General features: G+C 52.1%; 12 protein-coding genes and 1 pseudogene. 5 read left to right on the forward strand and 8 right to left on the reverse strand.

Annotated elements, in window-relative coordinates; genetic code table 11:
- Positions 1 to 26: 26 nt before the first annotated feature.
- From GOV45_RS07025 to GOV45_RS07050, 6 genes are all read right to left on the reverse strand, one after another.
- Entirely contained in the window at positions 27 to 1,409 is a 1,383-nt protein-coding gene (locus GOV45_RS07025) for an aldehyde dehydrogenase family protein (protein ID WP_170475907.1), read from the reverse strand.
- Between the two features lie 97 nt (positions 1,410 to 1,506).
- Positions 1,507 to 2,856 (reverse strand): glutamine synthetase family protein, encoded by a 1,350-nt coding sequence (locus GOV45_RS07030; protein ID WP_170475909.1) that lies wholly within the window; start codon positions 2,854 to 2,856, stop codon positions 1,507 to 1,509.
- Positions 2,857 to 2,911: 55 nt separating this feature from the next.
- Entirely contained in the window at positions 2,912 to 3,946 is a 1,035-nt protein-coding gene (locus tag GOV45_RS07035; protein WP_170475911.1) for a TRAP transporter substrate-binding protein, read from the reverse strand.
- 51 nt (positions 3,947 to 3,997) lie between these two features.
- Positions 3,998 to 5,317 (reverse strand): TRAP transporter large permease, encoded by a 1,320-nt coding sequence (locus GOV45_RS07040; protein WP_170475912.1) that lies wholly within the window; start codon positions 5,315 to 5,317, stop codon positions 3,998 to 4,000.
- The gene (locus GOV45_RS07045) at positions 5,314 to 5,886 is read right to left on the reverse strand and encodes a TRAP transporter small permease subunit (RefSeq protein WP_170475914.1); all 573 of its coding nucleotides are present in this window, start codon (positions 5,884 to 5,886) and stop codon (positions 5,314 to 5,316) included. The genes GOV45_RS07040 and GOV45_RS07045 overlap by 4 nt, the downstream gene beginning before the upstream one ends.
- Before the next feature lie 8 nt (positions 5,887 to 5,894).
- Positions 5,895 to 6,680 carry an N-formylglutamate amidohydrolase gene (locus GOV45_RS07050; protein ID WP_170475916.1) on the reverse strand — a complete coding sequence of 262 codons (786 nt, stop codon included), beginning with the start codon at positions 6,678 to 6,680 and terminating at the stop codon, positions 5,895 to 5,897.
- Between the two features lie 120 nt (positions 6,681 to 6,800).
- Between GOV45_RS07050 and GOV45_RS07055 the strand changes: the two genes are divergently transcribed.
- Together GOV45_RS07055 and GOV45_RS23710 are read left to right on the forward strand one after the other, a co-directional pair.
- Positions 6,801 to 7,670, forward strand: a complete 870-nt coding sequence (locus GOV45_RS07055) for a MurR/RpiR family transcriptional regulator (protein WP_170475918.1) — start codon at positions 6,801 to 6,803, stop codon at positions 7,668 to 7,670.
- Between the two features lie 77 nt (positions 7,671 to 7,747).
- Positions 7,748 to 8,503, forward strand: a pseudogene (locus tag GOV45_RS23710) (hypothetical protein); the annotation flags it as partial.
- Between the two features lie 7 nt (positions 8,504 to 8,510).
- Here the strand turns inward: GOV45_RS23710 and GOV45_RS07065 are convergent.
- Positions 8,511 to 9,185: a TIGR04283 family arsenosugar biosynthesis glycosyltransferase gene (locus GOV45_RS07065; RefSeq protein WP_170475920.1), complete on the reverse strand. Its 675-nt coding sequence runs from the start codon at positions 9,183 to 9,185 to the stop codon at positions 8,511 to 8,513.
- A gap of 72 nt (positions 9,186 to 9,257) precedes the next feature.
- Here GOV45_RS07065 and ygfZ point away from each other — a divergent pair, with 72 nt between their 5' ends.
- Together ygfZ and GOV45_RS07075 are read left to right on the forward strand one after the other, a co-directional pair.
- Positions 9,258 to 9,995: a CAF17-like 4Fe-4S cluster assembly/insertion protein YgfZ gene (gene ygfZ, locus GOV45_RS07070; protein WP_170475922.1), complete on the forward strand. Its 738-nt coding sequence runs from the start codon at positions 9,258 to 9,260 to the stop codon at positions 9,993 to 9,995.
- A gap of 111 nt (positions 9,996 to 10,106) precedes the next feature.
- A complete protein-coding gene (locus GOV45_RS07075; RefSeq protein WP_170475924.1) occupies positions 10,107 to 11,048 on the forward strand; it encodes an ABC transporter transmembrane domain-containing protein in 942 nt (313 codons plus the stop codon).
- Positions 11,049 to 11,098: 50 nt separating this feature from the next.
- Here the strand turns inward: GOV45_RS07075 and efp are convergent, their stop codons facing one another.
- Complete coding sequence (gene efp, locus GOV45_RS07080) at positions 11,099 to 11,662, reverse strand: elongation factor P (RefSeq protein ID WP_170475925.1); 564 nt, start codon at positions 11,660 to 11,662, stop codon at positions 11,099 to 11,101.
- 219 nt (positions 11,663 to 11,881) lie between these two features.
- Here efp and GOV45_RS07085 point away from each other — a divergent pair, with 219 nt between their 5' ends.
- The gene (locus GOV45_RS07085) at positions 11,882 to 12,202 is read left to right on the forward strand and encodes a DUF6280 family protein (protein ID WP_039525333.1); all 321 of its coding nucleotides are present in this window, start codon (positions 11,882 to 11,884) and stop codon (positions 12,200 to 12,202) included.
- The last annotated feature ends 293 nt before the right edge of the window (positions 12,203 to 12,495 follow it).

Consider the following 12,495-nt stretch of genomic DNA (forward strand, 5'->3'; position numbering starts at 1 on the left):
TGATTTTTCGATCTAAAATGGCGAATTCAGCCCGTTTCCTTTTTCAAGTGGAACGATTTGGGACGTGTCAAGTTATGATATCCAATGACAGACAGACCGCCCCCGCGCCCAGTATTTTTACAACCTGTCCAGCATAAACCGGGGTCCAGATAGTCAGCCCTGTTCATGAAAACAGTCCCAGTTTCAATCTCATTTCCCACGCGCTCTGCCCGATCCAAGTCGCTGGTCCAAAGCGATGCGGTAAGCCCAAACTCACTATCATTAATCAAAGCAATCGCTTGTTCGTCAGAAGACACTTTCATTATACCGACGACAGGACCAAAACTTTCGTCCCGCATTACACGCATGTCATGGGACACGTCAGTCAGGATCTGCGGTGTAAGAAATGCACCGCCGTCATCTTCGGGCATTCTGTCTATATGCGCGACTGCGCCTGCCGCGACTGCTTCAGAAATCTGGGCCCGAACCTCGTCTGCAAATCGGATATTTGCCATCGGACCAATCGTCGTTTCCGCGTCCAGGGGGTTGCCCAATTTGTATCCTTTAACCGCCTCAATCGCCTTGGCAACGAAATCGTCATAGAGGCTTTCATGGACATAGATTCTTTCGATCCCGCAGCAACACTGCCCTGAATTGAACATTGCCCCATCGATCAAGGTTTCGACTGCTGCATCCAGTTCAGCATCGTCCATTACATATCCTGGGTCCTTGCCGCCCAGCTCAGTTCCGACGCCAGTAAATGTTCCCGCAGCTGCCAGTTCCATTGATTTGCCGCCGCCAACAGACCCCGTGAAATTCACAAAGTCAAATGCGTTACCTGAGATCAGCTCGTTGGTAAGGTCATGGTTTAAGAAAACGTTCTGAAAGACATCCTCGGGTATCCCTGCGGCTTGGAAGGCATTTGCCATACGCTCGCCCACCAAAAGGGTTTGTGTTGCGTGCTTCAGGATGACGGTATTGCCCGCAATAAGTGCCGGAGCAACTGTGTTGATGGCAGTCATATAGGGGTAGTTCCAAGGCGCGACGACAAAGACGACTCCATGCGGAATGCGTTTGATATAGCGTCTGAAAGATTCGTCTTCTCCGACCTCTATATCAGCTAGAGAAGAGTCTGCGATCTCCGCCATATAGCTTGCGCGCTCGTTGAACCCCGCAAACTCACCACCATAACGGACAGGACGGCCCATCATGTGCGCCAGTTCCAGCACAACTTCCTCGTTCATCGCACCGACGGCGGCGACGCCAGCCATCACGAGATCAATCCGTTCGCGCAACGGCCGCGCCGCCCATGCTGGCTGTGCAGCACGTGCATTTGACGCGATCTCGAACGCCTCATCCCGGGATAGAATGTTACGCTCGGCATAAACCGATCCGTCAATCGGCGAAATGCATTTTAACACCTGACCCATGGTCTCTCCGTTATCAAAAAAATGCAGATCAACTGCTTCACCATGTCCAAAAACTGTGCCCGAGGCTAAAGGATGCGCCCGAATACTTGATCAGAGCTCACGCCCGTTCGAACCCCCTGGCCACCTCCCAATCCGTCACTACGCGATCGAACTCTTCGATTTCGACCTCGGCTGCGCGAACGTAATGGTTTACAACTTCATCACCCATCGCTGACCGCAGCATTTTGGAATCGTTGAGCGCATCCCTTGCAGAACGCAGATTTCCAGGGATCATACCAGTTTCTCCCTGATAAACGTCGCCCTTGGCTGGCGGTTGCAACTCCAGCTTTTCCTCAATGCCGGCGATACCTGCCGCCAGCATCCCTGCCATCGCTAGATAAGGATTCATGTCGGAACCCGGGATGCGGCACTCGACCCGGACTGCCTTTGATCCTTCCCCGCAAAGTCTGAAACCAGCCGTTCGGTTGTCTACCGACCAAATGATTCTTGTGGGCGCAAAGGTGCCTTTCATAAAGCGCTTGTAGCTATTGATGTAGGGCGCCATGAAATAGGTGTAGTCGGCAGCGTATTTCAGCAATCCGGCCATGTAATTTTTCATCAGTGCAGACATACCCAGATCGTCAGACTTGTCGTAAAACGCTGGCTGCCCATCCGACCAAAGCGATTGATGCACGTGTGAGGAACTACCAACTTTGTCGTGATGCCATTTCGGTAAAAACGTGGCGGCATGGCCGTGCTGCCACGCGATTTCCTTAACCGCGTTCTTGGCGATTGAGTGGTATTCAGCTGTAGCCATCGCTGGCGCATATTTGATGTTCAGCTCTTCCTGTCCTGTCTCGGCCTCACCCTTAGAGTTTTCTACCGGTATACCCGCATTCCATAGATGATTGCGGATCGGGCGCATCACATGTTCTTCTTTGGTGGTCTGAAGTATGTGATAGTCCTCGTTATAACCCGAAATAGGTTCCAGATCGCGAAAGCCTTCTTTTCGGATCTGGTCAAAGCTTTTTTCGAAAAGAAAAAACTCCAGCTCTGTAGCACACATCGCCTCAAAACCCATATTTTTCAGTCGATTAACCTGCTTTTTCAGGATTGACCTGGGCGCGTGCGGAACTTCTTCGTGGGTGTGGTGATCCAACACGTCACACATTACCATCGCTGTGCCATCCAACCACGGAACCGGGCGCAGAGTGCCAAGGTCAGGCTTCATTACGTAGTCGCCGTACCCCCTTTCCCAACTGGTCGAGGCATATCCGTCCGGTGTACCCATCTCGATATCCGTGGCTAGCAAGTAATTGCAGCAATGGGTTTCTTCCCAAGCCCCAGCCACAAAGTGGCCAGCGTGGAACCGCTTGCCCATCAAGCGCCCCTGCATATCGACCATGCAGACCAGCACTGTATCAGTTTCACCAGCTGCCACCTGCGCCTTGAGATCGTCCAGCGTCATTTAAGCCTCATTCCCAGAGTTTCAGGGCAGGCGCCCTCGCCTGCCCTGTTTCGTCTCAGCCGTAGCGATATGGCCGACCCGCCTTGAGCATTTCGGCGTTATAGCGTTTGAAGATATCGACGACTTTGGCTTTCGTCTCAGATTCAGCTGCTATCTCATCCCAGAACTTCACAGCGGCTTCTTCAACAGTTGCCCATTCTTCGTCTGGAATGGTGGTGAGCTGCATCTTGGTTCCGTTTACACGTAGATTGGCCTCACCGCCCCAATACCACCATTGGCGATAATAATGCGATTGATCGCAGCACACTTTGAACAGGGTCTGCAGATCTTCGGGCAATTCATTCCAACGGTCCATGTTGGCAAAGAAATGACCCGCCCAAGCACCCGAGATGTTGTTGGTCAGGAAATAGTTGGTCACATCTGCCCAACCGACGGTGTAGTCTTCGGTGATGCCCGACCACGCGATACCATCCAGCTCGCCCGTCTGAACAGCAACCTCAATGTCTTCCCACGGCAGAGTTACTGGAACCACACCAAACTGGCTGAGGAAACGACCAGCTGTTGGGAATGTAAAGACACGTTTGCCCTTCATATCCTCCAACGAGTTGATTGGGTCCTTTGTTGCAAAGTGGCACGGGTCCCAAGCGCCAGCACTGATGTGTTTCACGCCGACTTTGGAGTATTCTTCGTCCCAGATCTCGTTCAGGCCCCATTGATTAAATAACACCGGAACATCCAGAGAATAGCGTGAAGCAAATGGGAAGTATCCCCCGAAAACCGTAACCTCAGTCGGCGAAGCCATCGAGTCATCATCAGATTGCACCGCGTCGATCGTGCCTTTCTGCATGGCACGGAACAGTTCACCCGTAGGAACCAGTTGGTCGGCATAGAACAGTTCGATCTGCATCCTGTCACCGGCGATCTTGTTGAACATTTCGATTGCAGGATCGATCACATGCGCCGCCAGTGCAGGTCCGGCATAGGTCTGCATCCGCCATGTTATCGTGCTTTGCGCCAATGCTGGCGTTGCCAAGGGGGCAGCAGCCACACCGACCCCAGCTGTTTTCAGAAACTTACGTCTTGTCGTCATGTCAATTTCCTCTCCGTTAAAGTTCCCGCACCCGTTCGCCGGGCATTCTTGTTAGTTTCCATAAATGTATCCGGGCAGCCAAAGAGCGATCTCCGGAAAAACCATTATTATGATCAAGGCCAAAACCATCACGCCCACAAACGGTATGATCGACCGATAAATGTCACTGAGCCCGATTTCAGGTGGGGCCATCGCACGCATCAGGAACAGGTTGTAACCGAATGGCGGCGTCATATAGGCAATCTGTGTGGTGATCGTGTACAGAACACCGTACCAAATCAAATCAAAGCCCAGTGCTCCGACCAACGGCACATACAATGGTGCCACGATAACCAACATCGCCGTATCATCCAGAAATGTCCCCATTACAATAAAGCTTAGCTGCATCAGGATCAGGATCATCCAGGGAGAAAGACCGAGCTGCTCTGTAAAAAGATTGTCGATGGCTTTCACAGCACCCAGACCATCAAACACAGCACCAAACCCAAGCGCGGCCAAAATGATCCACATGAACATGCAGGAAATCGCCAATGTCTGCTTGGTACATGTCTCGAAAATCTTCCACGTCATTCGACGCTTTAGGACAGAAATAACAAGAGCGGTCAGCGCACCGATGGCCGAGCTTTCTACAAGCGAGGTCCACCCGTTCACGAAAGGCACCATCATCGCGGCAAAAATGATTAGCGGCAGCGCCCCTGCCCCAAGCAGCCGTATTTTTTCGGTTTGCGTTACTTCGTGCACGTCCTCCATTGCAGGACCAAGATGCGGTTGAATTCGACAGCGTATCCAAATGTAAAGAATGAACATGCCCGCCATCATCAACCCCGGTACGATGCCAGCCAACCAAAGTTGACCAACGGGCTGGCGCGCAATCATCGCGTACAAAACCAACACCACCGATGGCGGAACAAGTATCCCCAAGCTGGAACCGGCCTGAATGACTCCCGTCACCATTGTCTTGTCATAACCTCGCCGCAAAAGTTCGGGCAAAGCTATCGTCGCGCCAATGGCCATTCCTGCCACACTGAGACCATTCATCGCCGAGACCAATACCATCAGGCCAATTGTGCCTATGGCCAGACCGCCATTCACTGGCCCCATCCAGACATGGAACATGCGATAAAGATCGTCGGCCAAACGGCTCTCGCTAAGCACGTAGCCCATAAAAATGAACATCGGCAATGTCAGCAGCGGGTACCATTTCATCAGCTTCATCGCTGCAGAAAACGTTATGTCCTGCCCGCCAGTGCCCCACAGCGCCAACGCCGCAATTGTCGCCACAGCCCCGATTGCGCCAAAGACGCGTTGACCCGTAAAGAGCATCAGCATCATTAGCGCGAACATGAAAATGGCGATGTATTCCTGGCTCATGCCCGCCTGACCCCGATTTCCTGCCCGTTTATTCGGGCAATGTCTTTGAAGAATTCGGAAACCGCTTGAAGCAGCATCAGAAAAAAGCCGAAGACCATGATGACTTTTACTGGCCAGATGTATGGGCGCCACGCCGTGGACGAGCGTTCCAGGCGTCCAATTTCCTCATTGCCCGTCAAAAGCCCGGTGAAATATGATAACGGCGCATCGCCCCAATACCCTAGGCTGTAAGCGGTGGAACCCATGCCTCCGTAAAACAATACGCCCAAATACAGAATCAAAAGAAGCACAGTGAACGCATCAAACCACGCTTTTTTGTGCGGGCTCCAATTGTGGTAAAAAAGGTCCATTCGCACATTGGACCCCAATTGGATCGAATATGGCCCCCCTACAATGTAATAGGTGACCATAGCAAACTGCGCCATTTCCAGCGTCCAAAGAGATGGTGTAAAAAAGGTCTTTGATATTGAGGACCACAACAAGATCCCCATCATCACAAAAAGACCCCACATCATAACGCGGCCAACCCGGTAATTTACCGCGTCCACGATCCGGACATATCTGGCCATAAATCCGATCACGCTGAGCGCCTTTCGTTCAAACCAGCGAGCGTTTGCCCAATCCACGGCGTTAACCAGTCAACCATAGTCTTTTGTTGCTGGGGCGTTTCAATTAAGTCGTTTCGGATTTCTATCATTACATTCAGCAGATCGTTTTGAACCGCATGTACATCCAAAGTGTGCGCAACGCCGTCCGCCGCAGAATACGGTTCGTTCAACCGGATGGTGTAAGGCTGTGGTACGGGACGGGTCGCTAACATTGCCTCAGCAAACCGCGCGTCCTTTCCGTGCAAGAGCCCCAACTCGACCGTGCGTGTCTTGCCGCGAAAGACAGGGGTGAAGCTGTGTATTGTAACCATCAACTCCAAGGTTTCGCGGTTTTTTGCGATTTCGTTAGAAAGAACAGAAAAAAACGGGTGGTAGACCTCGGTAACTCTATTCGACTTTTCCTTTTGGGTCATACGCGCGTTCGCTGGGATTGTGATATCCTCGCTCTGAGACGGCATCGCGTCATCGGCATCTGGCGGGCGGTTACAGTCATAAACCAGCCTCGATACCCCGCCGAAAACTAGTGAAGCACACATGCTACCTGCGATGCCGCGTGCCACTGATAACGCTCCGGGGTCCCAGGCAATGTGGGTGCGCAACGCGTCACGACTCAGCCCCATATTATCCAGAAACCCAGGTACCCGATTAGACGCATGCTCACACACCACCACAATCGAAGGCGCACCCTGAGCGGACACTTTGTGCACGACCGGGCCATACCCTGACTTACCTTGATGCGATTCCATCTGGCTCATGCGGAAAAATCTCTACATTGGATGTTCACCTGTCAATATTTTTCCTGTACAAATTTCTTCAGGCTTGCCTCTCATGTCAAAAAATGGACAAACCGGCCTTTGCAAACTAGGGAGTGATCCATGCGAGTGACAGAAAAGCTCCTTGCACACCGGGAGGATATGACCCCGTCGGAACGTCAATTGGTAAACGTGTTGCTCGATGATTATCCTATGGCGGGTCTTGGCAGCATAACTGAGCTGGCCAGTATCGCCTCGGTTTCGACAACCACCGTTGCACGCATGTTGCAAAAGACAGGATTTGAGGGCTACCCGCAGTTCCAAGCCGCCGTGCGTGGCGAAGTCAAAGAGATGATTTCTGGGCCAGAAGCCAAGCGCGACGTCTGGCAGAACGACCTTCCGGAAGAACACATCCTCAACCGTTATTCGCGTCAGGCACTCGAAAACCAAAAGCGTTCAATCGACGAGATCGACCCAGAGGAGTTCGACAGCTTCTGCCGAATGTTGTGCGACCCCGATCGACGCGTGTTCATAACTGGCGGCCGGATCACCGGAACTCTAGCGAGATATCTGTACCTGCACCTGCAAATGATACGGCCAGATGTTAAACTGCTGGCTGATGCCGCGTCTTGGACACATGATCTGTTAGAAGTGCGCAAGGGTGATATTTTAGTGGCTTTGGATGTTCGCCGTTACGAAAATACCACGTTGCTAATCGGGCAACTGTGCCACGAGCGTGAGGCGGAAGTTGTACTGCTTACAGATCAGTGGCGTTCACCTATCCATCGGCTGGCGAAGCACACATTTGCAGCGCGTATCGCCGTTCCATCTGCATGGGACTCAATGGCTGCACTGTTGGTTTTTTTGGAATGCGTGATTGCAGAGGTTCAAGAACGACTTTGGGACAGCGTAAAGGAACGAACTGACGCATTGGAAAAGGCTTTTGATCGAACAAAACTATTCCGCAAATTTGGTCAAAGTGCCAGCTCATGATTGCTGGCCGGGTTTAGCGAATACAACTGCGCGTGAGGACTGTTGCCAGCCTTCACTCAAGACGTACACTCGGTCCCATGACCTTTGTTACGGAAAACCAACTCTCCTTGCTGATCCTCTTTTTTCTCGCCGGTTTGATAGGTACTGCCTTTTTGTTCCGCAAACCCGCCAGACATCGCGCTTGGAAACTCGCCGATCTGGTTTGGGTCGTGTTAGGAGGAATCGGAGCGTTGGTTGCAGTACTGGCTGGTCTGTATACCTCTGATAGCTCACGACTGGACCGCCAAATCGATGTTGCCTACGCCGCGACTTTGGCGTTTGACCGCGATGCAGCCCGGTTTCGCCTGCGATTTTGCGATCCGGCCTATGATCCGGACACTGCCATCTTGTGCGACAAGGTCGAATTCTTGTCTGCATCAACGGCCAGCAACGCCGACCTCCCGCTATTTATCGCAGTTACAAACGAAGTCGCACCGCTCCAAGGGCTTCATCTGCTGTTCGGGCGCGGCTCTAAAGACGAAATGGATGGGGCCCGCGGCATGGCTGCTAAGGCAGATGCATTCGATATTGAACAGTTTCTTGTGTTCACATCGTTAGATGATGCAACCCAATCCGCTATCGAAAGTTTACGGCGCAAAGTACCCGCCATAGCCGGAGATTACATGATTTTGGCGCAAAGCTATGATGATCTGATCGAACAGGTAAGCAAACTGAAAGATGAATGGGAATTCTTACAAGAGAACGCGCATATTTTGGTTTTGCAAATTATTGCTTTGTGCTTGGTCAGCTTTGCCGCTCCGTTCCGATTGGGTAAATCAGTTGTAGAGCTGCGCGCATCTCTCAGCGGCGATACTTCTGGGCCAATTGCTCAGTGTCAGCCCCAAGAAAGTACTGGGCAAGAACCCAAAGATTCCGAGCGCCCCGCCGCAGCCAACCATGATGAATATAGCGTTCCGCATTCGTGACTGCGTCTGCATCCAGCACGGTTACGCGCGGAAGCGCCCTAACAAGGGCTACATCTTCCATCAATGGTTGATCTGGGAAACCTCCAGCTGCGCAATAATCTTGCCTACGAACTAACAGTCCCTGATCCCCATAGGGCAAAGCAAACAGCCGACTGCGCAGGTTCGCCCACCCAGCTACCCAAGCTGGGCCGAAACCAGTGGCACGAAATCGCAAACGAAATGTAGCCGGATGCCCTAAAGGTAGATGATCAGCTACGACCTCGCTCCAGCCTTCCTGCAATCTCGTATCGGCATGTAGTATCAGCAGCCATTCTCCCTTGGCGGGATCACACCCCCTACGCAATTGTCCCCCGCGAGAAGCGGCACCGGCAACAATGACCGCTCCGGCTTGATCGGCCAACTCAATAGTAGAATCGGTGGACCCACCGTCACTGATTATCAGTTCGTGTATAAGACCGGCTTGCACCCCTTCGAACAAAGCCTGCAGGGTCGCAGGTAGTTCGGCGCCTGCGTTTAAGGTCGGGATCACGATGCTGATCGGAGCGGTCATTCACGAAACCCTCTGGTCACGGCGATGCGATCACCTATATCACGGTGCCAAGACGAAAGACGAGGATACTCAATGCACAACCGCCGCATATTGCGCCTAACCGGGTCAGATACAGATAGTTTTTTGCAAGGCATCGTCACTAATGACGTAAACCGGTTGGATGACGGTTTGGTCTATGCAGCATTGCTGACTCCCCAAGGCAAGTATTTGGCCGATTTCTTTCTTATGCGGCATGGATCGGACGTCTTGCTGGACGTATCTGGCGGTTTGGCGGATGGGTTAATCAAACGCCTAAATATGTATAAATTGCGGGCGGATGTATCGATAGAAGACGCTAACTTAAATTTGCAACGTGGAACGGGGGAAACGCCAGCAGGCGCCCTGCCCGACCCTCGGCATCCGGATTTGGGCTGGCGCGCCTACACCAGTGCGGCACCCAGCGAGGATGGAACCGATTGGGATGAAATTCGCGTTCGCCACTGCATTCCGGAAACGGGAATCGAATTGACGCCTGACAGCTATATCCTGGAGTCCGGGTTCGAGGCGTTAAACGGTCTGGATTTCAAAAAGGGCTGTTATGTTGGGCAGGAAGTAACTGCCCGCATGAAGCACAAAACCGCATTGCGCAAGGGCCTGCGGCAAGTCGCCATTGACGGCGCGGCACCGGTTGGCACTGAAATCACTTCGGGCGGAAAATCAGCAGGAACACTTTTTACGCAGTCGGGAGATCGGGCAATAGCTTTTCTTCGCCTCGACCGAGCAGGCAACGACATGCGCGCAGGCGAAGCCAAAATTCGACTAGTTGAATAGCCTTAATTGCCTCCAAGCCGACAAGCTGTTCTGTAAACTCAAGTCAAGTTCGTTTGACCCTGGCGATATGCACGGTATCACTGGATACAAATAACTGGTCAGGATATTCGCATGTTTCGCCTTTACGCCGCGATCTGGCGCGCCAGCGCCGGACGGCAGATCATCCTAATTCTACTCTCTCTTGCGATCGCAGCGTTGGCTGCAGTTCCACTGGAGTTTCAGCGCGACATCATCAACCACCTGACAAGCGAAGAAATCAAAACTGACCACCTCATTATGCTGGGAACCGGTATGATGGGGGTCATTCTATTGAGCCTGGTTTTGAAATGGATACTCGGATTTCGCGCCGGAACACTGGGTGAGGATCTAATTCGTCTGATCCGTCAACGCCTTCTGGTTCGTGCCATCGACGTAAACGAAACGGGTGAGGATGTCCGCAAAGGCACAATGACCACCGCCATATCCGCCGAAGCAGAGGAACTTGGAAAATTTGCCGGTGGCGCATTTTCCGATCCGGTCGTGCAGATCGGAACCCTGATCAGTGTGATTGGCTATATTTCGTCCACCCAACCCGGTCTGGGGCTAATTGCATTTTCCATGATCATTCCTCAGATCATCATAGTTCTCGTCTCCCAACGCAAAGTTAACACTTTTGTCGCCGAAAGGGTCCACATCTTACGCAGCGCCACGGACAAACTGACAATTGGCGACATTAATGAATTGGCGAAAGAAATCGACGTACAGTTTGATGAGATTTTTGAAACGCGTCGCAAGATGTTCATTTGGAAACTGTCCGCCAAATTTTTGCTTAGCGTTATCAATGGTGCTGGGACAGTCGGCGTCCTAATGTTAGGCGGTTGGCTGGTTCTGAACGGAAAAACTGATGTCGGAACAGTTGTGGCGGCGACCAGCGGTCTTGGTCGTATTCAGGGCCCGACTTCGTTCCTTATTGCGTTTTACCGTCAGGTCAGCGCCAACCGGATAAAATACGATCTTTTGTTGGAGCTATTTGGCGACCATCCCGAGCAGTACCGCAGAATACGGCGTCCCTGAAAACGCAAAGGACCGCCAAAGCGGTCCTTGTTGCCAACTGGATGTATAAGTCAGGCGCGTTCCGAATACTCCATGGTTTCGGTGTTAACCACGATCATCTCGTCCTGACCGATAAATGGTGGGACCATAACTTTGACGCCATTGTCCAAAACCGCTGGCTTAAACGAATTTGCTGCGGTTTGTCCTTTGACTACGGGTTCAGTCTCAACGATTTTGCAAGTGACTTTTTGCGGTAGCGTCGCATTGAGCGCCTCGCTTTCGTAGAATTCCACAACTATGGTCATACCGTCCTGCAGAAATGGTCGGCGTTCACCCAGCAGGTCAGCAGGCAGTTCGATCTGTTCGTAAGATTCGGTGTCCATGAACACCAGCATTCCGTCGGTTTCATAAAGAAATTGCTGATCTTTCTGTTCAAGGCGCACGCGCTCGACTTTGTCTGCCGAACGGAAGCGTTCATTCAGTTTCGAACCATTTCGCAGGTTACGCAATTCGACCTGAGCAAAAGCGCCGCCTTTACCGGGCTTTACGTGATCTACTTTGACTGCTGCCCAAAGTCCGTCATTGTGCTCAAGCACGTTGCCCGGGCGAATTTCGTTCCCATTTATCTTGGGCATGACATAAATCCTTCACAAATGGTTGATGCGCCAGTTGTCGTCCCTATATCTGGCGGGAACACCCCTGGCAAGACAACGAAACCTAGTGCTGCACCTGCAGAGAGCCATGCAAATTACGCAACGCAACTATGCATTTTAGGTGTATCCGAATCGCAACAAATAGGTCATAAGGACCGTCACGCCGAAAAATGCAAGAGCAAGAAAAATAGGGAAAACGAGATGAGAGATTTCGTTGACGGCACAGCCTTTAACAATGAGCAAGGCAACCGTGCTCGGAAACTATTCGCGGCCGTCGTACTGGCCGCACTGGATGATGCCATAGCCGACGACAAGAAATACGGTAATGGCCCTGAACAGATTGCCCGATGGGCCCGCTCGCGCGATGGACGCGAGGTACTGTCGTGCGCCGGGATCGACCCAAACGAACGCGTCGTCAGCGGCCTGATGGAGTTTGTCGGTCGTGGCGTCAGGACCTCTGTCGCGTTGTCACGCGAAGAAAGCGAACGCCGTAATGCAGCGCATCAGGCCGAAGCTGCCTGATCGCACTTAATCTGATGGAAAAAACGCGCTCTTTAAACTGGGGCGCGTTTTTCTTTGGAACAGCGTGCGGCAAATTAAGCCGGATTTGTCGAATCCGCCTATGCTGGCGTTAACCGACCCATGGCAGAAGGGCCAGTCCCTTTGAGTGACAGTGAATTGGCGATCACCGGATGCTAGAAGGGTAAATCGAAACCCCGGCCAAACAATTTACGAAACAGATTTTAAACCGCGACCCTTTTATCACCGGCCAAAGGAAACTATCCAAAGCAGGTCGATAAAAGCTGTGGCGCCTG

The organism is Ruegeria arenilitoris (genome assembly GCF_013035425.1).
In the GTDB taxonomy this organism is placed as follows: Bacteria; Pseudomonadota; Alphaproteobacteria; order Rhodobacterales; family Rhodobacteraceae; genus Ruegeria; species Ruegeria arenilitoris_A.